Origin of the sequence: Streptomyces sp. NPDC058534 (assembly GCF_042717365.1) — a bacterium.
Lineage (GTDB): Bacteria > Actinomycetota > Actinomycetes > Streptomycetales > Streptomycetaceae > Streptomyces.
Genome location: NZ_JBHXNW010000024.1, coordinates 37,777 through 62,949, shown reverse-complemented (window position 1 = coordinate 62,949; position 25,173 = coordinate 37,777). Strand labels below are relative to the sequence as shown.

22 protein-coding genes and 1 pseudogene are annotated in these 25,173 nt (G+C 70.1%); all 23 read right to left on the bottom strand.

Features of this window, described 5'->3' with window-relative positions:
* Nucleotides 1-114: 114 nt before the first annotated feature.
* A pseudogene (locus tag ACFWR9_RS17245) lies at nt 115-543 on the bottom strand (DUF2550 domain-containing protein); the annotation flags it as partial.
* A gap of 129 nt (nt 544-672) precedes the next feature.
* Nucleotides 673-1,047, bottom strand: a complete 375-nt coding sequence (locus ACFWR9_RS17240) for a F0F1 ATP synthase subunit epsilon (RefSeq protein ID WP_064729863.1) — start codon at nt 1,045-1,047, stop codon at nt 673-675.
* A 130-nt stretch (nt 1,048-1,177) separates the two neighbouring features.
* The gene (gene atpD, locus ACFWR9_RS17235) at nt 1,178-2,626 is read right to left on the bottom strand and encodes a F0F1 ATP synthase subunit beta (RefSeq protein WP_383842309.1); all 1,449 of its coding nucleotides are present in this window, start codon (nt 2,624-2,626) and stop codon (nt 1,178-1,180) included.
* Nucleotides 2,626-3,543 carry a F0F1 ATP synthase subunit gamma gene (locus ACFWR9_RS17230; RefSeq protein WP_383842306.1) on the bottom strand — a complete coding sequence of 306 codons (918 nt, stop codon included), beginning with the start codon at nt 3,541-3,543 and terminating at the stop codon, nt 2,626-2,628. The genes atpD and ACFWR9_RS17230 overlap by 1 nt, the downstream gene beginning before the upstream one ends.
* 21 nt (nt 3,544-3,564) lie before the next feature.
* The gene (gene atpA, locus ACFWR9_RS17225; RefSeq protein ID WP_383842303.1) at nt 3,565-5,154 is read right to left on the bottom strand and encodes a F0F1 ATP synthase subunit alpha; all 1,590 of its coding nucleotides are present in this window, start codon (nt 5,152-5,154) and stop codon (nt 3,565-3,567) included.
* A 155-nt stretch (nt 5,155-5,309) separates the two neighbouring features.
* Nucleotides 5,310-6,125: a F0F1 ATP synthase subunit delta gene (locus tag ACFWR9_RS17220; protein WP_383842438.1), complete on the bottom strand. Its 816-nt coding sequence runs from the start codon at nt 6,123-6,125 to the stop codon at nt 5,310-5,312.
* Nucleotides 6,126-6,130: 5 nt separating this feature from the next.
* Nucleotides 6,131-6,685 (bottom strand): F0F1 ATP synthase subunit B, encoded by a 555-nt coding sequence (locus tag ACFWR9_RS17215; protein WP_383842300.1) that lies wholly within the window; start codon nt 6,683-6,685, stop codon nt 6,131-6,133.
* 41 nt (nt 6,686-6,726) lie between these two features.
* Nucleotides 6,727-6,957, bottom strand: a complete 231-nt coding sequence (gene atpE / locus ACFWR9_RS17210; RefSeq protein WP_024884520.1) for an ATP synthase F0 subunit C — start codon at nt 6,955-6,957, stop codon at nt 6,727-6,729.
* A 73-nt stretch (nt 6,958-7,030) separates the two neighbouring features.
* On the bottom strand, nt 7,031-7,867 hold the full coding sequence (gene atpB / locus ACFWR9_RS17205) for a F0F1 ATP synthase subunit A (RefSeq protein WP_383842297.1): 837 nt from the start codon (nt 7,865-7,867) through the stop codon (nt 7,031-7,033).
* A 210-nt stretch (nt 7,868-8,077) separates the two neighbouring features.
* The gene (locus ACFWR9_RS17200; RefSeq protein WP_383842294.1) at nt 8,078-8,512 is read right to left on the bottom strand and encodes a hypothetical protein; all 435 of its coding nucleotides are present in this window, start codon (nt 8,510-8,512) and stop codon (nt 8,078-8,080) included.
* A gap of 288 nt (nt 8,513-8,800) precedes the next feature.
* Nucleotides 8,801-10,108, bottom strand: coding sequence for an MraY family glycosyltransferase (locus tag ACFWR9_RS17195; RefSeq protein ID WP_383842292.1), 1,308 nt, complete (start codon nt 10,106-10,108; stop codon nt 8,801-8,803).
* A 143-nt stretch (nt 10,109-10,251) separates the two neighbouring features.
* Complete coding sequence (gene glyA, locus ACFWR9_RS17190) at nt 10,252-11,508, bottom strand: serine hydroxymethyltransferase (RefSeq protein ID WP_383842289.1); 1,257 nt, start codon at nt 11,506-11,508, stop codon at nt 10,252-10,254.
* 204 nt (nt 11,509-11,712) lie between these two features.
* Nucleotides 11,713-12,393: a protein-tyrosine-phosphatase gene (locus ACFWR9_RS17185; protein ID WP_383842286.1), complete on the bottom strand. Its 681-nt coding sequence runs from the start codon at nt 12,391-12,393 to the stop codon at nt 11,713-11,715.
* The gene (locus ACFWR9_RS17180) at nt 12,390-13,037 is read right to left on the bottom strand and encodes an L-threonylcarbamoyladenylate synthase (RefSeq protein ID WP_122616247.1); all 648 of its coding nucleotides are present in this window, start codon (nt 13,035-13,037) and stop codon (nt 12,390-12,392) included. Before ACFWR9_RS17180 ends, ACFWR9_RS17185 begins: the two co-directional genes overlap by 4 nt.
* A gap of 50 nt (nt 13,038-13,087) precedes the next feature.
* Entirely contained in the window at nt 13,088-13,918 is an 831-nt protein-coding gene (gene prmC / locus ACFWR9_RS17175; protein ID WP_383842435.1) for a peptide chain release factor N(5)-glutamine methyltransferase, read from the bottom strand.
* A 102-nt stretch (nt 13,919-14,020) separates the two neighbouring features.
* The gene (prfA, locus tag ACFWR9_RS17170; RefSeq protein ID WP_383842283.1) at nt 14,021-15,097 is read right to left on the bottom strand and encodes a peptide chain release factor 1; all 1,077 of its coding nucleotides are present in this window, start codon (nt 15,095-15,097) and stop codon (nt 14,021-14,023) included.
* Between the two features lie 107 nt (nt 15,098-15,204).
* Nucleotides 15,205-15,429 (bottom strand): 50S ribosomal protein L31, encoded by a 225-nt coding sequence (gene rpmE, locus ACFWR9_RS17165; RefSeq protein ID WP_383842281.1) that lies wholly within the window; start codon nt 15,427-15,429, stop codon nt 15,205-15,207.
* Nucleotides 15,430-15,565: 136 nt separating this feature from the next.
* The gene (locus ACFWR9_RS17160) at nt 15,566-16,711 is read right to left on the bottom strand and encodes an LCP family protein (RefSeq protein WP_383842278.1); all 1,146 of its coding nucleotides are present in this window, start codon (nt 16,709-16,711) and stop codon (nt 15,566-15,568) included.
* A gap of 410 nt (nt 16,712-17,121) precedes the next feature.
* Nucleotides 17,122-18,897 (bottom strand): trypsin-like serine protease, encoded by a 1,776-nt coding sequence (locus ACFWR9_RS17155; RefSeq protein ID WP_383842275.1) that lies wholly within the window; start codon nt 18,895-18,897, stop codon nt 17,122-17,124.
* 204 nt (nt 18,898-19,101) lie between these two features.
* Complete coding sequence (gene rho / locus ACFWR9_RS17150; RefSeq protein ID WP_383842272.1) at nt 19,102-21,174, bottom strand: transcription termination factor Rho; 2,073 nt, start codon at nt 21,172-21,174, stop codon at nt 19,102-19,104.
* Nucleotides 21,175-21,585: 411 nt separating this feature from the next.
* Nucleotides 21,586-22,515: a homoserine kinase gene (gene thrB / locus ACFWR9_RS17145; RefSeq protein ID WP_383842269.1), complete on the bottom strand. Its 930-nt coding sequence runs from the start codon at nt 22,513-22,515 to the stop codon at nt 21,586-21,588.
* Between the two features lie 284 nt (nt 22,516-22,799).
* Nucleotides 22,800-23,858 carry a threonine synthase gene (gene thrC / locus ACFWR9_RS17140; RefSeq protein WP_383842266.1) on the bottom strand — a complete coding sequence of 353 codons (1,059 nt, stop codon included), beginning with the start codon at nt 23,856-23,858 and terminating at the stop codon, nt 22,800-22,802.
* A 6-nt stretch (nt 23,859-23,864) separates the two neighbouring features.
* Nucleotides 23,865-25,157 carry a homoserine dehydrogenase gene (locus ACFWR9_RS17135; RefSeq protein ID WP_383842263.1) on the bottom strand — a complete coding sequence of 431 codons (1,293 nt, stop codon included), beginning with the start codon at nt 25,155-25,157 and terminating at the stop codon, nt 23,865-23,867.
* Nucleotides 25,158-25,173: the final 16 nt, after the last annotated feature.

Here is a 25,173-nt window from a genome sequence, read left to right as displayed (position 1 = left end):
CGCCACTACAGCCTCATAGATTTTTTCTTTTTTTTGGGTGGTTGTGTTTTTTTTTTTATCCGCCCCCCCCCCCCCTTCCGTTTTTGTCTTTCTCCCCCCCCACCAACCCCCCCCCTGTCCGGGCGGGGCTGCCTCCAGCCACGCGAGGAATCCGGTCAGCGCGTCTTCACTCATCGCCAGTTCGAGCCGTGTGCCCCGGTGCAGACAGGCCAGGACCACGGCGTCGGAGAGCAACGCCAGCTCCTCCTCGCCGTCGGGCACCCGGCGGCCGGCCACCTCGATCGCGGAGCGCTCCAGTACGCGACGGGGGCGCATGGAGTACGAGAAGACGCGGTACCACTCGACCCGGTCGCCGTTGTAGCGGGCGACACCGTAGGACCAGCCCTTGCCGCCGGTGTCACCCTCCTTGGGTGCGTCCCAGCGCAGGGAACAGTCGAACGTGCCGCCCGACCGCTGGATCAGCCGGCGGCGCAGACCGAAGACGAAGAGCCCGATCACCACCAGGGCGACGACAATTCCGCACACAGTCAGAGCGAGGGCCATCGACACCGACCTCCTCGTCTCCTAGGTAACGGAACGGAAAAAACACCCGGATCTGCCTCAGCCGCGGCCGGGTCCGGATGGCTCCGGTCCCAGCCGCGGCTGAGTCACGTCATAGCACAGCGCCGTCGATCAGCGCCCCGCCGCCGCGCGCAGTCGGACGTCCGCGCGACGCTCGGCGTGGGCGTCGCCCTCCGCCTTCGCGCGCTCGAGCTCCCGCTCCGCACGCTGGACGTCGATCTCGTCCGACAGCTCGGCGATCTCGGCCAGCAGGGACAGCTTGTTGTCGGCGAACGAGATGAAACCGCCGTGCACCGCGGCGACGACCGTCCCACCGTCACTCGTACGAATGGTCACCGGGCCCGACTCCAGCACACCGAGCAGCGGCTGGTGACCGGGCATGACGCCGATGTCGCCGGACGTGGTGCGCGCGACGACCAGGGTGGCCTCGCCGGACCAGACCTCTCGGTCGGCCGCGACCAGCGCGACGTGCAGATCAGCAGCCAAGGTGGCTCCTCGGGTCACCACCCGGCGGGAGAGCCGGGTGTTGGTTACAAGTCTAAGGGGCGTGACGGAGGGGGCGGGACGCGCCCGCCCCCTCCGGTGTGAGCCGTGGGGCTCACCACGAGCGCGAGGCTCAGGAGACGCCCAGCTCCTTCGCGTTCTTCTTCAGGTCCTCGATGCCACCGCACATGAAGAACGCCTGCTCCGGGAAGTGGTCGTACTCGCCGTCGCAGATCGCGTTGAACGCGGTGATCGACTCGTCCAGCGGCACGTCCGAACCGTCCACGCCGGTGAACTGCTTGGCGACGTGGGTGTTCTGGGACAGGAAGCGCTCCACGCGACGGGCACGCTGGACGACCAGCTTGTCCTCCTCGCCGAGCTCGTCGATACCGAGGATCGCGATGATGTCCTGCAGGTCCTTGTACTTCTGCAGGATGTTCTTCACGCGCATCGCGGCCTGGTAGTGGTCCGCCGCGATGTACCGCGGGTCGAGGATGCGGGACGTCGAGTCCAGCGGGTCCACGGCCGGGTAGATGCCCTTCTCGGAGATCGGACGGGAAAGCACCGTCGTCGCGTCGAGGTGGGCGAAGGTGGTGGCCGGGGCCGGGTCGGTCAGGTCGTCCGCGGGGACGTAGATCGCCTGCATCGAGGTGATCGAGTGACCACGGGTCGAGGTGATGCGCTCCTGGAGGAGACCCATCTCGTCGGCCAGGTTCGGCTGGTAGCCCACCGCGGAGGGCATGCGGCCGAGCAGGGTCGACACCTCGGAACCCGCCTGGGTGAAGCGGAAGATGTTGTCGATGAAGAACAGCACGTCCTGCTTCTGGACGTCACGGAAGTACTCGGCCATGGTCAGGCCGGCCAGCGCGACGCGCAGACGGGTGCCCGGCGGCTCGTCCATCTGACCGAAGACAAGGGCGGTCTTGTCGATGACGCCGGACTCGCTCATCTCGTCGATGAGGTCGTTGCCCTCACGGGTGCGCTCACCGACGCCGGCGAACACGGAGACACCGTCGTGGTTGTTGGCGACGCGGTAGATCATCTCCTGGATGAGCACCGTCTTGCCCACGCCGGCACCGCCGAACAGACCGATCTTGCCGCCCTTGACGTACGGGGTCAGCAGGTCGATGACCTTGACGCCGGTCTCGAACATCTCGGTCTTCGACTCGAGCTCGTCGAAGTTGGGCGCCTTGCGGTGGATCGGCCAGCGCTCACCCGTGTACTGCTCGTCGACGTTCAGCACCTCACCGAGGGTGTTGAACACCTTGCCCTTGGTGAAGTCGCCGACGGGGACGGAGATGGCCGAACCCGTGTCGGTCACCGGGGCCTGGCGGACCAGACCGTCGGTGGGCTGCATCGAGATGGTGCGGACCAGGCCGTCACCCAGGTGCTGGGCGACCTCCAGGGTCAGCGTCTTGAGCTCACCCTCCTTGGCCGGGTCGGCGACCTCGACGTGCAGCGCGTTGTAGATGTCCGGCATCGCGTCGACGGGGAACTCCACGTCGACGACCGGGCCGATGACGCGCGCGACGCGGCCGGTGGCCACGCCCGACGCAGCGGTCGGCTCAACAGTGGTGGTCATTAGTTGTCACTCCCCGCGGTCGCGTCGGCCAGGGCGCTGGCGCCACCGACGATCTCGCTGATTTCCTGGGTGATTTCGGCCTGGCGGGCCGCGTTGGCAAGACGGGAGAGCGTGTTGATCAGCTCACCCGCGTTGTCGGTGGCCGACTTCATCGCGCGCCGCGTGGCGGCGTGCTTGGAGGCGGCCGACTGGAGCAGCGCGTTGTAGATGCGGCTCTCCACGTAGCGGGGCAGCAGGGCGTCGAGGACGTCCTCCGCCGACGGCTCGAAGTCGTAGAGCGGAAGGATCTCGTCCTTCGCCTTGGACTCCTGCGCGACCTCTTCGAGGCTCAGCGGCAGCAGCCGGGAGTCGACCGCCGTCTGCGTCATCATCGAGACGAACTCGGTGTAGACGATGTGGAGCTCGTCCACGCCGCCCTCCGCCGTCTCGTTCTCGATGGCCTCGATCAGCGGCGCCGCGACCTTCTTGGCGTCCGCGTACGAGGGCTCGTCGGTGAAGCCCGAGAACGACTCCGCGACCTTGCGCTCACGGAAGTTGTAGTGGGCGAGACCGCGGCGGCCGACGATGTAGGTGTCGACCTCCCTGCCCTCGCGCTCGAGGCGCTCGGTGAGCCGCTCCGCCGCCTTGATGGCGTTGGAGTTGAAGGCGCCGGCCAGACCGCGGTCGCTCGTGAGGAGCAGGACCGCGGCACGGGTCGGGTTCTCCGCCTCCGTGGTGAGCGGGTGCTTCGTGTTCGACCCGGTACCGACCGCCGTGACCGCGCGGGTGAGTTCCTGCGCGTACGGCGTGGAGGCCGCCACCTTGCGCTGCGCCTTGACGACGCGCGAGGCGGCGATCATCTCCATCGCCTTGGTGATCTTCTTGGTCGCGGTGACGGATCGGATGCGACGCTTGTAGACCCGGAGCTGGGCTCCCATGAGTCAGGTCCCTTCCTTACGTCACTTGGCGGCGGACGGGGCGTCCTCGCCGAGCAGCCTGCCGTCCGAGGTCTCGAACTGCTTCTTGAACGACGTGATCGCCTCGGCGATGGCCTGCAGGGTGTCGTCGGACATCTTGCCGCCCTCCTTGATGGAGGTCATGAGGCCCTGCTCCTGGCGGTGCAGGTACTCGAGCAGCTCCTTCTCGAAGCGGCTGATGTCGGCGACGGGCACCTCGTCCATCTTGCCGGTGGTGCCGGCCCAGACGGAGACGACCTGGTCCTCGGTGGCCATCGGCTGGTACTGGTTCTGCTTCAGCAGCTCGACCATGCGCTGACCGCGCTCCAGCTGCGACTTCGACGCGGCGTCCAGGTCGGAACCGAAGGCGGCGAACGCCTCCAGCTCGCGGAACTGGGCCAGGTCGACGCGGAGCCGGCCGGAGACCTGCTTCATGGCCTTGTGCTGGGCGGAGCCACCGACGCGGGAGACCGAGATACCGACGTTCAGGGCCGGACGCTGACCGGCGTTGAACAGGTCGGACTCCAGGAAGCACTGGCCGTCGGTGATGGAGATGACGTTGGTCGGGATGAACGCCGACACGTCGTTGGCCTTGGTCTCGACGATCGGCAGGCCGGTCATCGAACCGGCGCCCATGTCGTCGGAGAGCTTGGCGCAGCGCTCCAGCAGACGGGAGTGCAGGTAGAAGACGTCACCCGGGTAGGCCTCGCGGCCCGGCGGGCGGCGCAGCAGCAGCGACACGGCGCGGTAGGCGTCGGCCTGCTTCGACAGGTCGTCGAAGATGATCAGGACGTGCTTGCCCTCGTACATCCACTGCTGGCCGATGGCCGAGCCGGTGTACGGCGCCAGGTACTTGAAGCCGGCCGGGTCGGACGCCGGGGCGGCCACGATGGTCGTGTACTCCAGCGCGCCGTTCTCCTCCAGCGCGCCGCGGACCGACGCGATGGTCGAGCCCTTCTGGCCGATGGCGACGTAGATGCAGCGGACCTGCTTGCTCGGGTCGCCGGTGCGCCAGTTGTCACGCTGGTTGATGATCGTGTCGACGGCCAGGGCGGTCTTGCCGGTCTGCCGGTCGCCGATGATCAGCTGGCGCTGACCGCGGCCGATCGGGGTCATGGCGTCGACGGCCTTGTAGCCCGTCTCCATCGGCTCGTGCACCGACTTGCGCTGCATGACCGTGGGGGCCTGCAGTTCGAGGGCGCGGCGGCCCTCGGTCTCGATCTCGCCGAGGCCGTCGATCGGGGCGCCGAGGGGGTCGACCACGCGGCCGAGGTAGCCCTCGCCCACGGCGACCGACAGGACCTCGCCGGTGCGGGTGACCGGCTGGCCCTCCTCGACACCGCTGAACTCACCGAGGATGACGCAACCGATCTCGCGCTCCTCGAGGTTGAGGGCGAGGCCGAGGGTGCCGTCCTCGAACTTCAGCAGTTCGTTGGCCATGGCCGAGGGCAGGCCCTCGACCTTCGCGATGCCGTCGCCGGCAAGGGTGACCGTACCGACCTCCTCGCGCGAGGCCGCGTCCGGCTTGTACGACTGGACGAAGTTCTCCAGTGCGTCCCGGATCTCCTCCGGCCGGATCGTGAGCTCCGCCATCTGAGTTCCCTGCTCTCCTTGTTGGGCCCGAAGTTTCACTTGGGGGGTATTCCACGAGTCGGGGACTCCCCCCAATAAGAGGTGAATCCTCTGCACGGCCCAACCAGGGCCGTCGTAAGTACGTACTGCTTGCTGTGCTGTTGTGGCGCGGGGTGTCAGCTCGCCATGCGGCGGCCGGCCTCCTCCAGACGGTCCGCGATGGAACCGTTGATGACCTCGTCACCGACCTGCACCCGGATGCCTCCGACGACCTCGGGGTCCACGTCGAGATTGAGGTGCATCGGGCGGCCGTAGACCTTCGCGAGGGCGGCGCCGAGGCGCTGCTTCTGCGTGTCGCTCAGCGGCACCGCGGAGGTGACCACGGCGACCATCCGGTCCCGCCGGTCGGCAGCGAGCTTGGACAGGGACTCGAGTCCCGTCTCCAGGCTACGTCCCCGCGGCGCGGTCACAAGACGCGTGACCAGACGCTCGGTGCTCGCGTCCGCACGGCCGCCGAGCAGGCTGCGCAGCAGCTCGCCCTTGGCCGAGGTGCCGGCCGAGCGGTTGGTCAGCGCGGCGCGCAGCTCGGTGTTCGAGGACACGATCCGGCCGAACCGGAACAGCTCGTCCTCGACGTCGTCGAGCCGGCCCGCCTTCTGGGCCGCGGTGAGGTCGGCGGTGTTCGCCAGCTCCTCCAGCGCGTCCACCAGGTCGCGCGACTGCGACCAGCGGGCACGCACCATGCCGGCGACCAGGTCTACGGCGGTGCCGCTGACCTGGGTGCCGAGGAGGCGCTGGGCGAGGTCGGCCTTGGCGTCACCGGCCTGCGCCGGGTCGGTGAGGACCCGACGCAGCGACACCTCGCGGTGGAGCAGCGCGGTGACGGCCGCCAGCTCCCCGGCGAGCGAGCCGGCGTCGACGGACGTGGAGTCCGTCAGCGCGTCGAGACGCTCACGTGCGGCGGCCAGGGCCTCGCGGCTCGCGCCGTGCATCCCACTCATCGGGTTGCCTCAGCCGTCGTCGCCTTGTCGTCCAGCTCGTCCAGGAAGCGGTCGATGACGCGGCTCTGGCGGGCGTGGTCCTCAAGGGACTCGCCGACGAGCTTGCCGGCCAGGTCGGTGGCCAGCTTGCCGACGTCCTGGCGCAGCGCGGACGCGGCGGCCTTGCGGTCGGCCTGGATCTGGGCGTGGCCGGCGGCGATGATCTCCTCACGCTGCCGCTGGCCTTCCGCGCGCATCTCGGCGATGAGCGTGGCGCCCTGCTCCTGCGCCTCCTGGCGCAGGCGCGCGGCCTCGTGACGGGCCTCGGCGAGCTGGGCCTTGTACTGCTCAAGGACGCTCTGGGCCTCGGTCTGCGCGGCCTCGGCCTTCTCGATACCGCCCTCGATGGCCTCGCGACGCTCTTCCAGAACCTTGTTGATGTTCGGGAGCAGCTTCTTGGCGAGGAAGCCGAAGACGATGACGAAGGCGATCAGGCCGATGACGAGCTCGGGGATCGGCGGGACGAGGGGATTCTCCATCTCCTCTGCCGCGATCTGAAGCATCGGGCTCATTGGTTTGCCTTTCGTCTAGTCGGCTGGATGTGGATCCGGAATTACTTGCCGTAGACGAACGGCATGACCAGACCGATCAGCGCAAGCGCCTCACAGAAGGCGAAGCCGAGGATCTGGTTGGCGCGGATCAGGCCGGCAGCCTCGGGCTGACGGGCGAGGGCCTGGGTGCCGTTACCGAAGATGATGCCGACGCCGACGCCGGGGCCGATGGCAGCGAGGCCGTAGCCGATGGAGCCGAGCGAACCGGAGACAGCGGCAAGGGTCTGGGACATGCCAGTTCTTCCTTTTCTTTACGGACCGGTGGGGGTTGGCCACCGGACGATCAGGGGGTGTGGTGCGGGACGCTCAGTGGTGCTCGGCGAGCGCGCCCTGGATGTACGTGCACGTGAGGAGAACGAAGACGTACGCCTGAAGTGCCTGGATGAAAAGTTCGAAGGCCGTCATGACGATCGTCATGATGAAGCTGACGCCGGCGTAGGCGATGCCGATGCCGTTCAGCAGGTACCAGCTGGCGATCGTGAAGAGCAGCAACAGGGTGTGGCCCGCGAACATGTTCGCGAAGAGACGCACGGCGTGCGTGAAGGGCCGCACCAGCAGGTTCGAGAAGAACTCGATGAGCATGGCCAGCGGCAGCACCGCGCCCAGGGACTTGTCGTAACCGGTGACGTTCTTGAAGAAGCCGACGAAGCCGTGACGCTTGAAGGTCAGCGACACCCACAGCACGTAGACGATCAGGGCCAGGACCATCGGGTAGGCGATGATCGAGGTGACCGGGAACTGGGCGACCGGAATGATCGACCAGAGGTTCATCATCCACACGAAGAAGAAGAGGGAGACGATCAACGGTACGTACTTCTCTCCCTCCTTCTTGCCGATGGTCTCGTAGACGACGCCTCGCCGGATGAAGTCGTAACCGGTCTCGGCGATCATCTGGAGCTTGCCCGGAACGACCTTCGGCTTGCGGAAGGCGGCCCAGAAGAACCCGACGATGATGACCGAGCCGAGCAACGCAAGCAGCATCGGCTTGTTGAAGTACAGGTTGCTGTTCGCTTCGCCCCAGAGCGGCTCGAAGAGGAACGAGTGCAGGCCGGGAGCCGGGAAGCCACAACCGTCGAAGATGTGGCAGTCGGTCTCGAAGGCGAGCACCTGCGTCGGGTCAGCACTCACCGCGGGCTCCTTCATCGTGGCGCATGGGTACGGCAACCTCGTTGTGTCGGCGCGGCGCGGGGCCGCAGTTCGGCACGGGACTGGTGTTACGGATGTGGGGGCGGCTGTGGGGCATCTCGCCTCGCGATTGAGCAGGCGTCAGCTGAGGTGCCCGCGCCCGCGATGCCGCAGTTGGCACCGGACGATAGCAGGACTTCACATGCCTCTTTATCGCGGCCCTACCCCTCACGACGAGTGGCCCGTCTTCTCGGGCTTTTCGCTCGAAGAGTCGGGCTCGACGTAGAGGATCTTGGCCTTCATGTGGGCCCGCGTCTGGGCGGCGATCCACGTGAGTGTGACGACGACCAAAGTGATCGCGAAGGACCGGGGGTTGAACAGCGTCGTGTTCTTGAACGCGGCGAGGAAGACGAACAGCAGCAGGATCTGTGCCGCGTAGAGCATCAGGCCCATCGCCTGGAAAAGGTGCGGAAGCGATTTCGCGGTGCGCTGCAGGACGTAGAGACCGATCCCCATGAAGAGCATCGCCACCAAGGTCGCGACGACGGCTCCGACCGCGCCCTTGCCGCCGGCGGCCACGGCGCTGACGACGGCGGCTACTGCGCCGACGGCAGCCGTGGGCACGGCAGCCTGAAGCAAGGTCCGGACGTCATTGGACGGCATGGCGGCAACTCCGCTTTTCACAGGGGGCAGGGTGTCGTCATGGACGAGCGTAGTCCCGGGCCGAACGGAGTCCTCACGCCCAAGAGACCGTCGCACTACGGTCCTTAGGCTCTACCCGGGGGTTCTCGTGAACCGTATCACAAACTATTTGATGAGGTCTTTACCTGTGGGTGTGCTTGCTGTCACACATGAGAGTGACGGCGCGCGTATGTGCAATCACTGCACCCAGTTGTCTGGTAATGGGGCGATTCGCTCCACCACGACTTGGCAATGCTCTAGTTCAGATTCTTACCTTGTGCGCGAACGGGGTCCGACGGCGGTGGCCCCGTTGACGCCCGAGACACCCGCGGCGACCGGCACCCGCTCCTCGGCGGCCTCGTCCGCGACCACCGCCGCCTCTTCCTCGGCCCCGGCCTCCGCGCCGGCCCCCCGGCGCCGGTAGCGGGGCGGCACGAAGTGCTCGGCCCAGCGCGGAGCGCGCGGCGTGAAGCGCGGCAGCAGAAGCAGGACCAGCCCGATCGCGCTGAGGAAGACCACACCCAGCACGATCCACATGGAGGCGGCGTTCACGGAGTAGGCGAGCGCCCCGAAGGCGATCAGCGCCGAGAAGAAGTACATGATCAGCACCGCGCGGCTGTGCGAGTGGCCGATCTCCAGCAGCCGGTGGTGCAGGTGCCCGCGGTCCGCCGCGAACGGCGACTGGCCGCGCCAGGTGCGCCGGACGATCGCCAGGATCAGGTCGGCGGCCGGGATGGCGATGATGGTCAGCGGCATCAGCAGCGGGATGTAGACCGGCACCATCTGGTGCACGGCGTTGCGCTCGGAGCCGGAGAACAGCTTCATCACGTCCGGGTCGACCTGACCGGTGACGGAGATCGCGCCGGCCGCCAGCACCAGCCCGATCAGCATCGAGCCCGAGTCGCCCATGAAGATCCGGGCGGGATGCATGTTGTGCGGCAGGAAGCCCAGGCACATGCCCATCAGGATGGCCGCGAACAGCGAGGCGGGCGCCGCGGCCTCGATGCCGTACGAGTACCAGATCCGGTAGGCGTACATGAAGAACGCCGCCGCCGCGATGCACACCACGCCCGCCGCGAGGCCGTCGAGGCCGTCCACGAAGTTGACCGCGTTGATGGTGATGACCACCAGCGCCACCGTCAGCAGGGTGCCCTGCCACTGGGTGAGCGCCACCGTGCCGATGCCGGGCAGCGGGATCCACAGGATGGTCAGACCCTGCACCACCATCACGCCGGCGGCGATCATCTGCCCGCCCAGCTTGATCAGGGCGTCGATCTCGAACTTGTCGTCCAGGACACCGATCAGCCAGATCAGGGCCGCGCCGGAGAGCAGGGCACGCGGTTCGTTGGACTTCTCGAAGACCTCACTGAGGTTGGTGAGGTGGTCGGCGACCAGCAGGCCCGCGCACAGCCCGAAGAACATGGCGATCCCGCCGAGTCGCGGAGTGGGTTCCCGGTGCACGTCACGTGCCCGGATCTCCGGCATCGCCCCTGCCACGATCGCGAACTTCCGTACCGGCCCTGTCAGCAGATACGTCACCGCGGCCGTGACGCAGAGCGTCAGCAGGTATTCACGCACGGGCTTCCCCACAGGTCTCGCTGGCCATCCTCAGCCCCACACCCTAACGATGCACGCAAGCGATGCACGCATACGGTTGAGGACTTCCGGGTATCGACGATGGTTGCACGAGTGGCTGTGCACGCGTGTACGCCCACCCCACCTCAGTCCGGATACGGCGGGAATTCCGTGACCAGGGCGCGCACGTCGTCCCGGGCGGCGGGCGGGTCGGTGTCGCCGCGGAGCACCCCCGCGAGCAGCGTGGCGACCGCCCGCATCTCCCGCTCCCCCATGCCCTGCGTGGTGACGGCCGCCGTGCCCAGGCGCAGTCCGCGGAGGTCCGCGTGCGGCAGCGCGCAGCAGTCCAGCACGATCCCGGCCGCCGCCAGCAGACCCCGCGCGGTCCTGCCGTCGACGCCGAGCGGGGCCGGGTCGGCGGTGAGCAGGTGGGTGTCGGTGCCGCCGGTGGTGACGACCAGGCCCTCGGCGGCCAGGTGGGCGGCGAGGACCCGGGCGTTGGCGATCACCTGATGGGCGTACGCCGCGAAGGCCGGGGTCGCCGCCTCCCCGAAGGCGACCGCCTTGGCGGCGATGGTGTGCATCTGCGCACCGCCCTGTGTGAAGGGGAACACGGCCCGGTCCACCCGCTCGGCCAGCTCGCTCCCGCACAGGATCATGCCGCCGCGCGGCCCGCGCAGCACCTTGTGTGTGGTGGCGCACACGATGTCGGCGTACGGCACCGGGCTGGGCGCCGCTCCCCCCGCGACCAGCCCGATCGGGTGGGCGGCGTCCGCGATGAGGTAGGCGCCCACCTCGTCGGCCACCTCGCGGAAGAAGGCGTAGTCGAGGTGGCGGGGGTAGGCGATGGAACCGCACACGATCGCCTTGGGCCGGCGCGCACGGGCCAGGGTGCGCACCTGGTCGTGGTCGACGAGCCCGGTCTCCGCGTCCACCCCGTAGCCGACGAAGTCGAACCAGCGGCCGGAGAAGTTGGCGGGCGAACCGTGGGTGAGGTGGCCGCCGTACGGCAGGCCGAGGGCGAGGACGGTGTCACCGGGGCGCAGCAGGGCGGCGTAGGCGGCCAGCACGGCGGAGGAGCCGGAGTGGGACTGCACGTTGGCGTGCTCGGCGCCGAACAGCTCCCGGGCCCGGTCCACGGCGAGCCGCTCCGCGACGTCCACGATCTCGCAGCCGCCGTGGTGCCGGGCGCCCGGGTAGCCCTCGGCGTACTTGTTGGCGAGCGGGGAGCCGAGCGCGGCCAGCACGGCGGGGGACGTGAAGTTCTCGGCGGCGATCAGCTGGAGGGTCGTCGACTGCCGGCGGCGCTCGGCGAACAGGATCTCGGCCAGCTCGGGGTCCTGACGGCCCAGTCCTGCGAGCGTGCTGTCTTCGGCCAGGGGGACGTCGTGGGTGACCGACATGGTGTGCTCCGGGCGTGCGTCGACGGTGACGTACGACCAATGTAGGCCCGGGGGGCGAAAGGCGCCCGGCGTCGGTGTACGTCCAGCTGACGCCTGCCGGGACGGCGCACGGCGTCGCGGGCCGTGCCCACCCTCCCCCGTTGCCTGAAGGGCATGGGAGGTGCCCCCATCGCTCTGCGGGACGACTGCCCACGGCAGGGGCACCTACGCCCGCGCCGCGACCCCCGTCAGCGCCGTCACCACCGGGTCCAGTGCCTGGTGTATCTCGTCGCCGACGGACCGGAAGAACGGCAGCGGCGCCCCGTACGGGTCGTACACCTCGTCCGCCTCCGCCGTGGGCGCCAGGAGCCAGCCGCGCAGCGCGGCTGCCGCGCGGACCAGGGCGCGTGCGCGGGTGACCACGCCCTCGTCCAGGGACGGCAGCGTCGCCGGGTCGATGGCGTTGACCAGGCGGGTGAACTCCTTGAGGGTGAAGGTCCGCAGTCCGGCCGAGTGGCCCATGGAGATGACCTGCGCCCGGTGGTCCCGTGTGGCGGTGAGCACCAGGTCCGCGCGGATCACGTGCTCGTCGAGGAGCTCGCGGCCGGTGAACCCGGCCGCGTCCGCGCCGAAGTCCGCGAGGACCGTCTCCGCGTTCGCCTCCATGGGCGCGCCCTCGTGGCCCCAGGTGCCCGCGCTCTCCACGATGAGGCCGCCGCCCAGCACGCCGAGCCGCTCCGTCACGAAATGCCGGGTCAGCCGCTCGGTGATGGGCGAGCGGCAGACGTTGCCGGTGCTGACGTGGAGGATGCGGAAGCTGTCGCGCGGAAGCCCGACGAACGTCGTCGTGATCTCCGCGGCACGTTCCCCGTTGCCTATGCCACGCCCCGTCCCAGGGGCCGTCAATTCGCCACCTCGAGGTCGGGTACCACCTTGCGCAGTTCCTCGGCGGAGAGCGCGCCCGCGCGCAGCAGCACCGGCACCTCGCGGGTGACGTCGACGATGGACGACGGGACGTTGCCGGGGGTGGGGCCGCCGTCGAGGTAGACGGAGACGGAGTCGCCGAGCATCTGCTGGGCGGCGTCGCAGTCCTCCGGCGCCGGGTGGCCGGTGAGGTTGGCGGAGGAGACGGCCATGGGGCCGAACTCGGTGAGCAGCTCGATGGCGACGGGGTGCAGCGGCATGCGGACGGCGACCGTGCCGCGGGTGTCGCCGAGGTCCCACTGGAGGGACGGCTGGTGCTTGGCGACCAGCGTCAGCGCGCCCGGCCAGAAGGCGTCGACCAGCTCCCAGGCCAGCTCGGAGAAGTCGGTGACCAGGCCGTGCAGGGTGTTCGGGGAGCCGATGAGGACGGGCGTGGGCATGTTGCGACCGCGGCCCTTGGCGTCCAGCAGGTCGGCGACGGCCTCCCCGGAGAACGCGTCGGCGCCGATGCCGTACACCGTGTCCGTCGGGAGCACCACGAGCTCGCCACGGCGGACGGCGGACGCGGCCTCGCGCAGACCGGTCACTCGGTCGGTCGCGTCGTTGGTGTCGTATCGCCGTGCCATTTAGAGGGCCTCCTCGTACACGTACTGCGGGATGGAAGTGGGGGCGGTGCTCATGGCAGTGCCTTGCGGGCGGTCGCGAACCGCGGGCGCTTGTTGAGGTCGGGGTGGTCGGCCGCGTCGGCCCAGCCCCGCTCCTCGGTGAAGATCCACGGCACCTGGCCGCCCTGGGTGTCGGCGTGCTCGACGACGACCACGCCGCCGGGGCGGAGCAGGCGGTGCGCGGTGCGTTCCAGGCCGCGGATCAGGTCGAGGCCGTCCTCGCCGGAGAACAGGGCCAGCTGCGGATCGTGGTCGCGGGCCTCGGGGGCGACGTACTCCCACTCGGTGAGCGGGATGTAGGGCGGGTTGGAGACGACCAGGTCGACCTGTCCGTCGAGGTCCGGGAAGGCCGCCAGGGCGTCTCCCTGGCGCAGCTCGACCCTGGACCCCTCCATGTTCTTGCGCGTCCACCTGAGGGCGTCCTCGGACAGCTCCACGGCGTACACGCGCGAGCGGGGCACCTCCTGGGCGAGCGCCAGCGCGATGGCGCCGGAGCCGGTGCACAGGTCCACGATGCAGGGTTCGACGACGTCCATGGCGCGCACCGCGTCTATGGCCCAGCCGACGACGGACTCGGTCTCGGGGCGGGGTACGAAGACGCCGGGGCCGACCTGGAGCTCCAGGTAGCGGAAGTAGGCGCGGCCGGTGATGTGCTGGAGCGGCTCGCGTGCCTCACGGCGGGCGACGACCTCCCAGTAGCGGGCGTCGAACTCCGCGTCCGGCACGGTGTGCAGCTCGCCCCGCTTGACGCCGTGCAGGTACGCGGCGAGTTCCTCCGCGTCGGTGCGCGGTGAGGGCACGCCGGCGTCGGCCAGCCGCTGGGTGGCCTGGGCCACCTCCATGAGCAGCACGCTGCGGGGGTTCGGGGGTCGCCCCCCGTGATGTTGCTGCACGCTGGTCCTCCGGGGCTGAGCTGTGGTCCGGTGTGGGTGGTGCGGCGGTGCCTACGCGGCGGCGAGCTTGGCGGCCGAGTCCGCGTCGACGCAGGCCTGGATCACCGAGTCGAGGTCGCCGTCCAGGACCTGGTCCAGGTTGTACGCCTTGAAGCCGACGCGGTGGTCCGAGATGCGGTTCTCCGGGAAGTTGTACGTGCGGATCTTCTCGGAGCGGTCGACGGTGCGGACCTGGCTGCGCCGGGCGTCCGCGGCCTCCTTCTCCGCCTCCTCCTGCGCGGCCGCGAGCAGCCTGGAGCGCAGGATACGCATCGCCTGCTCCTTGTTCTGCAGCTGGCTCTTCTCGTTCTGGCAGGAGGCGACGACCCCGGTGGGGAGGTGCGTGATGCGCACGGCGGAGTCGGTGGTGTTGACGGACTGGCCGCCGGGTCCGGAGGACCGGTAGACGTCGATGCGCAGGTCGTTGGGGTTGATCTCGACGTCGATCTCCTCGGCCTCGGGCGTGACGAGCACGCCGGCCGCGGAGGTGTGGATCCGGCCCTGGGACTCGGTCGCGGGCACCCGCTGCACCCGGTGCACGCCGCCCTCGTACTTCAGCCGCGCCCAGACGCCCTGGCCGGGCTCGGTGGCGCCCTGGCCGCCCTTGGTCTTCACGGCGACCTGGACGTCCTTGTAGCCGCCCAGCTCGGACTCGGTGGCGTCGATGACCTCGGTCTTCCAGCCGACCCGCTCGGCGTAGCGCAGGTACATGCGCAGCAGGTCACCGGCGAACAGGGCGGACTCGTCGCCGCCGGCGCCGGCCTTGATCTCCAGGATGACGTCCTTGTCGTCGCTGGGGTCGCGCGGGACGAGCAGGAGGCGGAGCTTCTCGGTGAGCTCCTCGCGCTGCTTGTCCAGCTCCTTGACCTCGGCGGCGAAGTCGGGGTCGTCGGCGGCCAGCTCGCGCGCGGTCCCGATGTCGTCGCCCGTCTGCTTCCAGGAGCGGTACGTGGCGACGATCGGGGTCAGCTCGGCGTAACGCTTGTTCAGCTTGCGCGCGTTGGCCTGGTCGGCGTGGACCGACGGGTCGGCGAGCTTCGTCTCCAGGTCGGCGTGCTCGGCGACGAGTTCCTCGACGGCCTCGAACATCTTGGGCTCCTGCACTGCGGGGGAAGGGGAAGGCGGGCGACCAAAAACGCCGGTCCCGGCGCTCCCCCGGCGGGGGATGCGGCCGTGGACCGGCGGTTGGAGGCTCGCTACTTCTTGGAGCCGGCGGGAGCCTTGCCGAAGCGGGCCTCGAAGCGGGCCACACGGCCACCGGTGTCGAGGATCTTCTGCTTGCCCGTGTAGAACGGGTGGCACTCGGAGCAGACCTCGGCGCGGACGGTGCCGGACTCGATGGTGCTACGGGTGGTGAACGACGCGCCGCAGGTGCAGCTGACCTGCGTCTCGACGTACTCGGGGTGGATGTCGCGCTTCAAGGTGTCTCCTAGGTTCGGGAGGGCGCCGGGTCGCCGCCGCGGGATGCGGGAGCGTGAACCGGGGCCGACGTACCAGTCTGCCAGGACTGGGGTCACTCCCCAAAACCGGGGGCCGCCGTCATCTATTCCGAAGTGTTCACGAGGCGTTCACGACGCCCTTGGCCCCGCCGGCGGCCGTGCCCTCGGTGGCGCTCGCGGGGATCGGCCGGTCGTTCTTCAGGGCCGTCCACACCTGCTGGGCCTTGTCCTTCTGCATCAGGACCCGGTTGGCGTCCGCGGGGTCGTAGATCACCGGCAGGGTGACCATGTTCATGCCCTCCGGGCTGATGCCCTTGAGGCCGCTCGCGAAGGACATCAGGGAGTTCACCGAGCCCAGCCCGGAGTCGGTGGTCACGGTCTTGGTGGCGGTGTCGGCGAGGTCGTACAGCTTCTTCGGGTTGCCGAGCACGCCGACGTCGTTGACCTGCTCGACCAGGGCCTTGACGAAGGCCTGCTGGAGCTGGATGCGGCCGAGGTCGGAGCCGTCGCCGACGCCGTGCCGGGTGCGGACCAGGCCTAGCGCCTGCTCGCCGTCGAGGGTGTGCGTCCCGGCGGTGAGGTCCAGGTGGCTGTCGGGGTCCTTGATCTTCTCGGTGGTGGTGACCTCGACGCCGCCGAGGTCGTCGATGAGGTTCTGGAAGCCGCTGAAGTCGACCTCCAGGTAGTGGTCCATGCGCAGGCCGCTGACCGACTCGACGGTTTTCACGGCGCAGGCGGCGCCACCGGTGGAGTAGGCGGAGTTGAACATGACGCCGTCGGCGGCGGGCTGCTCGCCGCCGTTGGTGCCGGTGCAGGCGGGGCGGTCGATGAGGGTGTCGCGCGGGATGGAGACCACGCTGGCCTTTTTGTGGCCCTTCTGGACGTGCACGATCATCGCCGTGTCCGAGCGCGCGGTGCCGTCGTCGGTGCCGCCGCCGAGCTTCTCGTTGCCGCCGGAGCGGGTGTCCGAGCCGAGCACCAGGATGTTCTGGGAGCCGTTGTCGGTCTTCTCGGGCCGGTCGGCACCGAGTGCCTGGTCGATGTCGACGCTCGTGAGGTTGCCGTTCAGCTTGAAGTACAGGACTCCGGCGCCGGTGCCGCCCAGGACCACGATGCCCGCGGCGCTCCAGGCGGCGACGAGCAGGGCCTTGCGCCGCCTGGCCCGGGGCTTGCGGCGGCGGCCCTTGACCCGGGCGCCGGGTCCTGTACCGCGGGACTCTCCGGGGCCGGGTATCGCGTGGTCCGGCGTGCTCTCGGCTGACATGGGCTCCTCGGTGTTCGTCCGGTCGTCCACCCCCTGCGCTCGGGGTCGGGGTCGGTCGGCTCCGGCAGTTTTCCACCGGTACCTCACCATCGTCCCCCCGTAGCTGAGACGGCGGAACTCGGGACAGGGTTGCACAACGGTCTGTGGTGGCCGGGTGGGCCGATCGTCACGGAATGTGTTAGGCCCGGCCGGGCTCGCGTCGCTGACCTGGGGATCCGCGAACAGCCGCCCCGAGGCCCCGGGGCGGCCTCGGCGCCGGGCCGTGTGGCGAAGGTCGCAACGCGAAGGCCGCGACGCGAAGGCCGCAACGCGAAGGCCGCGACGCCATGGCCGCGATGCGAAGGTCGCAACCCAAACGGGGCCGCCCCCGAACGGAGGCGGCCCCCTGAAGGCCGCGGACGGTCGCGGGGTCAGCCGAGGAGGTTGAACGCTCCCCAGCCGCCGCCGACCCGGACGCGGGCCTTGAACGTCGCCGAGCCCGTGCCACCGGTGCCCTTGTACAGCCACAGCACCCCGGAGCGGTCCCGGGCGAGCAGGTCGGACCTGCCGTCACCGGTGACGTCACCGGCGGTGGCGAAGGCGTTGTACACGGACCAGCCGCCGCCGACCCGGACGCGGGTACCGAGGGCCTTCGCGGCCTTCCCCGTGCCGGGGTACAGCCACAGGACGCCGGAGCCGTCCCGCGCGAGCAGGTCCGGCCTGCCGTCGCGGTTGTAGTCGCCCTTGCCGGTGATCGTGTACTTGGCCCAGCCGCCGCCGACGCGGGCGCGGGTGCCGAACAGTCCGTTGCCCTTGCCCGGGTAGAGCCACAGGACGCCGGACTTGTCCTTGGCGACCAGGTCGGGCAGGGCGTCGCCGGAGAGGTCGCCCGGAACGCGGAGGTCCGCCATCGCGTTCCAGCCGCCGCCGACGCGGATCGGCTCGTAGCGGTCGTCGCCGTTGAACGCGTAGTCGTACAGCACACCGTCCGGGGTGCGGTACAGGTAGTCCTGGTAGAAGTCGCGGTTCAGGTCGGCCTGGCGCACCAGGTTCACCCCGCCCCAGTCCCCGAGCCCGACGCGGTCGGCCAGGTAGGGCCACTGGTCGCCGCGCGAGTAGTACTTGTAGGCCTCGCCGCCGGGCGTGCGGGCGAAGAGGTCCGCGAGACCGTCGAAGTCGAGGTCGCCGTCGTCGACGCGCGCGTTGATCTCTGAGACGTAGGAGCGGGTCTTGGCGTAGACGCCGTAGGCGCCGGACGCGACACAGTCCTCGACGCCCCAGGACACGACGCCGGCGATCCGGCCGTTGACCACGAGCGGGCCGCCGGAGTCGCCGTTGCACGGCGAGACCGTGCCGGCGTCCTGGCCGCCGGCCGGATTCCCGGCACAAGCCATCTGGCCGGGCACGAAGTCGGCGCCCCAGTACGCGTCGCAGGTGGCGTCCGTACGCATCGGCACGGTGGCCTTCTTCAGCGTCGGCGAGATGGCGTCGCTGGTGGAGCTGGTGCGCCCCCAGCCGTACACCGTCGCCGGGGTGCCGCTCTCGTACGAGGCGTTGTCCCCGCTCGACGTGGGCTGGAGCGTCTTGTACGGCAGCGCCTCGGTCAGCGTGAGCACCGCGAGGTCACCGCCCGAGGTGGTGCTCGGCCGGTACGTCGGGTTGACCCACTGGCGCCACACGCCGGCGACCCGGCCGCCGTGCAGGTCGTCGCGGGCCGGCAGCTGGGCCGTACCGGCGAGGACGGCTCCGTTCGCCTTCCAGTCCAGGCCGTACACGCAGTGCGCGGCGGTCAGGACCTTCGCGGGGGCCACCAGGGTGCCGCCGCAGAAGTAGCCCTCGTCGTCGGCGGTGTCGGAGGTGCCCTTGTCGTCGCTGTAGTGCAGCTGCACCATCCACGGCGCCTCGGCGATGGTCGCGTCCTTACCACCGATGATCTTCGGGTCGACGCGGCCGGACGGGGCCCCGGCCTCCGGGGTGGCCTCGGGGGCGGTGGCGGTGTCGTCCTTGAGGGCGGCCCCGGAGCCCTGGATCCGCCGCACCAGGTCGGCGTCGGAGGCGGTGGGCCGCTCGGTGAGGGCGGGCTGTGGCGGAACCGGAGTGGTGCCGGAGGCCTGCGCGGGGGCGGTCGAGAGGACCGCGCCCGACAGGGCGAGTGCGGCGGCGGCCGCGGGAAGAGCGAGGCGGCGTCTTCGAGGGGATGAGGTCACTCAGGTCTCCTGTCGCTGTGAACGCAGGCAGGAGAGATGACCCCGGCGGGCGCGGGCCCGTGAAGGCAGCACAGATCGCCCCGTGGGCGTATCCGAAAATACGTTCCCCCCCACTGCGGTGCGCTGATCCTACAAGGCGGAAGTCCCGCTCCATCACCTGTGTGACGGAGCGGGACTTCCGGTGCCGAAGACGGCCGGCGGTGACTAGTCGCCGTTGCCCGGAGTGGGGGTCGTCTTCTGGATCTGCATCAGGAACTCGCCGTTCGACTTGGTCTGCTTCATCTTGTCGAGGAGCAGCTCGATCGCCTGCTGCTGGTCGAGGGCGTGCAGCACCCGGCGGAGCTTCCAGGTGACGGCCAGCTCCTCGCTGCCGAGCAGGATCTCCTCCTTGCGGGTGCCGGACGCGTCGACGTCCACCGCGGGGAAGATGCGCTTGTCGGCGAGCTTCCGGTCGAGCTTCAGCTCGGCGTTGCCGGTGCCCTTGAACTCCTCGAAGATGACCTCGTCCATGCGGGACCCGGTGTCCACCAGCGCGGTGGCGAGGATGGTCAGCGAGCCGCCGTCCTCGATGTTGCGGGCCGCACCGAAGAAGCGCTTCGGCGGGTACAGGGCGGTCGAGTCGACACCACCGGACAGGATGCGGCCGGAGGCCGGGGCGGCGAGGTTGTACGCACGGCCCAGACGGGTGATCGAGTCGAGCAGCACGACCACGTCGTGACCCAGCTCCACCAGGCGCTTGGCGCGCTCGATGGCCAGCTCGGCGACCGTGGTGTGGTCCTCGGCCGGGCGGTCGAAGGTCGAGGAGATGACCTCGCCCTTCACCGACCGCTGCATGTCGGTGACCTCTTCCGGACGCTCGTCGACGAGGACGACCATCAGGTGGCACTCGGGGTTGTTGTGCGTGATCGCGTTGGCGATCGCCTGCATGATCATGGTCTTGCCGGTCTTCGGCGGGGCCACGATCAGACCGCGCTGGCCCTTTCCGATGGGCGCGACGAGGTCGATGATGCGGGTGGTGAGGACCCCGGGGTCCGTCTCCAGGCGGAGGCGGTCCTGCGGGTAGAGCGGCGTCAGCTTGTTGAACTCCGGCCGCCCGCGGCCGGATTCGGGCGCCATGCCGTTCTGCGAGTCCAGGCGGACCAGCGCGTTGAACTTCTCGCGGCGCTCGCCCTCCTTGGGCTGGCGCACGGCACCGGTGAGGTGGTCACCCTTGCGCAGGCCGTTCTTGCGGACCTGGGCGAGGGAGACGTACACGTCGTTCGGGCCGGGCAGGTAGCCGGAGGTCCGGATGAACGCGTAGTTGTCGAGGATGTCGAGGATGCCGGCGACCGGGATGAGGACGTCGTCCTCGTTGATCTGCGGCTCCTGGATCTCGTCGCGCCCGCGACGGCCCCGGCGGTCCCGGTAGCGTCCGCGACGGCCCCGGCGGCCGCCCTCGAAATCGTCGTCGTCGTGCTGCTGACGGTCCTGGCGGCCGCCGCCCTGCTGCTGGCGCTGCTGGCCGCCGCCCTGGTTCTGCTGGTCGTCGCCCTTGTTGCGGCGGTCGCGGTCGCGCCCGCGGTCACCGCGGTCGCCACGGTCACCGCGGTCGCCACGCTCACGGCGGTCGCGGCGGCGGCCCTCGCCGCCATCGCCGTCGGAACGGCCGTCGCCCTGTCCCTGCTGGTGGCCCTGCGACTGCTGAGCCGACGCGTCACCCTTCGGCTCGCGGGTCTCGACGGCGACCGTCTCGGCGGACGGGCTGCCCGCGTCGGCGGTGGCGCGGCGACGACGGCGCTCGGAGGGGGCGTCGTCACCGGCGGCGCCGGACTGGTCGGCGGCGGGCGAGACCTTGGACGGCTGACCGGGGATGTCGATCTGCTGCTGGGCGGCTGCCTGGTCGGCGGTCGCCTTGTCCGCCTTCTTCTCGGCCTTGCCGGCCTTCTCCGCCTTCTCGGCGGGGGCCTCGTCGCCCGTACGGGACCGGGAGGTGCTGCGGCGCTTCGGCTTGGTCTCGCCGGCGGCGTCCGCGGCGGCGGGCGCGGCCTTGGCGGGGGCTCCCCCCGCGGCCTGCGCCTCCTTGATGACCTCGATCAGCTGGCTCTTGCGCATACGCGCGGTGCCCCTGATGCCGAGGCCGGATGCGACCTGTTGCAGCTCGGCCAGCACCATGCCCTCGAGGCCGGTACCGCGGCGCCGCCGGGAGCCGGCACCGGTGGCAGGCGCGGAGGCGTCCGTGGCGGGCGCGGCAGCGGTCTCCTCGACACGTGCGCCCATCAGATCGGTGGTGTCGCTCACGAAGGGTCCTTCCCTGGAGCGGACGTCGGCCTGTCTGGCTCGGCGACCGGTTGTGCTGTCCGGCTTCGGTCCTTGCTGTGCGAACCGTGCCGGGGCGGTGGTCCGCCTGAACGGCGGAAGAGATATCTGGTGATGGCGCGCCCCCTGGCCGTGGCACCCAATGTCTGTGACACGCGGCGTGGTCGCACCGGTTCCGAAGCGTGCCCGGCGGGCCGCTCAGTGTCCGTGTCGGCCGTACTGTTCACGTACGACATCCACCACACAGTGCGACTTGGGGGGCTCCCGGAAGGATGTCTGTCCCGGACGGGGACACGAGGCACCTCGCCATGGTGGGGTCGGGTGCAGACTTGAGGTTAACACTACCGGATCCAACAAACATTCCCCCTCTCGAAATCCGGCAACCCTCCGCGTCTAAATGTCACTGGAGGTTGCCAGAGGCAGCACGCTCGCGCCCTGCTGGTCCAGGCTCAGCCGGTTGGCCGCCCAGTCCGTCCCGGCCAACGCCTCGACCTTGTCGGCCGTGTCGGCGTCGGCGAGGGCCATCACGGTGGGTCCGGCACCCGAGATCACCGCGGGGATGCCGTCGCCGCGCAGCCGTTCCACCAGCGCCGCGCTCTCCGGCATGGCCGGTGCGCGGTACTCCTGGTGGAGGCGGTCCTCGGTGGCCGGAAGCAGCAGCTCGGGGCGCCTGGTCAGGGCCTCGACGAGCAGCGCGGCGCGGCCGGCGTTGGTGGCGGCGTCGACGTGCGGGACATGACGCGGGAGCAGTCCGCGCGCGGTCTCGGTCAGTACCGGCTTTCCGGGCACGAAAACCACCGGAACGATGGAATCGGCGGCCTCCATCCTGATCGCGCGGGCGGCGCCGGACTCCATCCAGGAGAGGGTGAAGCCGCCCAGCAGACAGGCCGCCACGTTGTCGGGGTGGCCCTCGATCTCGGTGGCGAGGTCGAGCAGCGCGGCGTCGTCGAGGCGGGCCTCGCCACCTATGGTCACCGCGCGCGCGGCGACGATGCCGGCGCAGATGGCGGCGGAGGAGGAGCCGAGGCCGCGGCCGTGCGGGATGCGGTTGGCGCAGACGATCTCCAGGCCGCGGGGCTGTCCGCCCAGGAGGTCGAAGGCGGTGCGCAGGGAGCGGATGAGGAGGTGCTTCTCGTCGCGCGGCAGCGTCTCGCTGCCCTCACCCGCGATGTCGATGTGCAGCCCGGAGTCGGCCACCCGGACGACCACGTCGTCGTACAAGCCCAGCGCGAGACCGAGGGCGTCGAAGCCCGGGCCGAGGTTGGCGCTGGTGGCGGGGGTGCGCACCCTGACGGCGGCGGCGCGGAACGCTGGACCGGCCATCTCTCGATGACTCTCCTTGAGCTGCGTGGGTTGTCGAATGACATTCGATGACGTACGGAGAACCCTCGGTGGCCGCCGCGGCCGGCGCGGCTGGGCGGCATATGCGGCAGGCGGGTTCGGGTACAGCCTATCGAAGGAAGGTTCCGTGGGGACATAGGGCGCACAGGAGGCGCACGATGCGTGTCGCAAGCCCCCTGTGCACCCCCCATAAGTGACTTGCCCGGCCGGACGTCGCTTACGCCCCCGTACGCCGGCGGGAGGGGCGCGGTATGGGTGGCGTGGCCTCAGACGAGGCCCAGCCGCTCGGCCGCCGTCGCCGCGTCGACCGGGACGGTGACCGGCTGCGGGGCACCGGCGACGGCCCAGTCCGGGTCCTTCAGACCGTTGCCGGTGACGGTGCACACGATGCGCTGGCCCGGGTCGACCCTGCCCTGCTCGGCGGCCTTCAGCAGACCGGCCACCGACGCGGCGGACGCGGGCTCCACGAAGACGCCCTCCTGGGAGGCCAACAGCCGGTAGGCGCGCAGGATCTCACGGTCCGTCACCTCGTCGATGGCGCCGCCGGACTCGTCCCGCGCGGCGAGCGCGAGGTCCCACGAGGCCGGGTTGCCGATGCGGATGGCGGTGGCGATGGTCGACGGGTCCTTGACGACCTCTCCGCGCACGATCGGGGCACTGCCGGAGGCCTGGAACCCCCACATGCGAGGCTTCCGCGTGCTGACGCCGTCGGCGGCGTACTCGCGGTACCCCTTCCAGTATGCGGTGATGTTGCCCGCGTTGCCCACCGGGAGGACGTGTATGTCGGGCGCGTCCCCGAGCATGTCCACGATCTCGAACGCGGCGGTCTTCTGCCCCTCGATACGCACCGGGTTGACCGAATTGACCAGCGCCACCGGGTAGTTGTCGCTGAGCGCGCGGGCCAGCGTGAGGCAGTCGTCGAAGTTGCCGTCGACCTGGAGGATCTTCGCGCCGTGCACGAGGGCCTGGCCCATCTTGCCGAGCGCGATCTTGCCCTGGGGCACGAGGACGGCGGACACCATGCCCGCGCGCACGCCGTAGGCGGCGGCGGAGGCGGAGGTGTTGCCGGTGGACGCGCAGATGACGGCCTGCGCGCCCTCCTCCTTGGCCTTGCTGATCGCCATGGTCATGCCGCGGTCCTTGAAGGACCCCGTCGGGTTCGCCCCCTCGACCTTGAGGTGGACCTCGCAGCCCGTGCGCTCGGAGAGCACCTGTGCGGGCACGAGCGGCGTGCCGCCCTCACGGAGCGTCACGACGGGCGTGCTGTCGGAGACGGGCAGCCGGTCCCGGTACTCCTCGATGATTCCGCGCCACTGGTGGGTCATTGCTGGTTACTCTCCTTCAACCCGCATGATGCTGGCGACACCCCGCACGGTGTCGAGGTTGCGCAGCGCCTCGACCGTACCGCCGAGGGCGGCGTCGGACGCACGGTGGGTGACGACGACGAGGGATGCCTCGCCGTCCTTGCCGGACTGCCGCACGGTGTCGATGGAGACACCGTGCTCCGCGAACACGGTCGCGACCTGGGCGAGCACGCCCGGTTTGTCGGCCACGTCGAGGCTGATGTGGTAGCGCGTGACGACCTCGCCCATCGGCGAGACGGGCAGCGCGGCGTACGCGGACTCGCCGGGTCCGGTCGCCCCGCCCAGCCGGTTGCGGCAGACGGCGACGAGATCGCCGAGTACGGCGGACGCGGTCGGTGAACCGCCGGCGCCGGGCCCGTAGAACATGAGCTGCCCCGCGGCGTCGGACTCCACGAAGACGGCGTTGTAGGCACCGCGCACGCTGGCCAGCGGGTGGCTGAGCGGGATCATCGCGGGATGCACGCGCGCGGTGACCGACGCCCCGTCCGCGGCCCGCTCGCAGATCGCGAGGAGCTTGATGGTGCAGCCCATCTCCTTGGCGGAGGCGAAGTCGGCGGCGGTGACCTCGGTCATGCCCTCGCGGTAGACGTCGTCGAGGCGCACGCGTGTGTGGAAGGCGATCCCGGCGAGGATGGCGGCCTTGGCGGCGGCGTCGAAGCCCTCGACATCTGCGGTCGGGTCGGCCTCGGCGTACCCGAGGGCGGTGGCCTCGTCGAGCGCTTCCTGGTAGCCCGCCCCGGTGGTGTCCATGGCGTCGAGGATGAAGTTGGTCGTCCCGTTGACGATGCCGAGCACCCGGTTGACCTTGTCACCGGCGAGCGACTCGCGCAGCGGCCGGATCAGCGGGATGGCACCGGCGACGGCGGCCTCGTAGTAGAGGTCCTTGTCGTGCTCGCCGGCCGCGGCGTGCAGGGCCGCGCCGTCCTGGGCGAGCAGGGCCTTGTTGGCGGAGACGACGGAGGCGCCGTGCTCGAAGGCGGTGGTGATGAGGGTCCGGGCGGGCTCGATGCCGCCGATGACCTCTACGACGACGTCGATGTCCCCGCGCTTGACCAGGGCGGTGGCGTCGGTGGTGACGAGGGCGGGGTCGATGCCCTCGCGCACCCGGTCCGGTCGCCGTACGGCAACGCCCGCGAGCTCCACCGGTGCCCCGATGCGGGCGGCGAGGTCGTCGGCGTGCGTCGTCATGATGCGCGCCACCTCTGAGCCGACCACACCACAGCCCAGCAGCGCCACCTTCAGCGGACGCGTACGCATCATCCGACCTCGTTTCCTC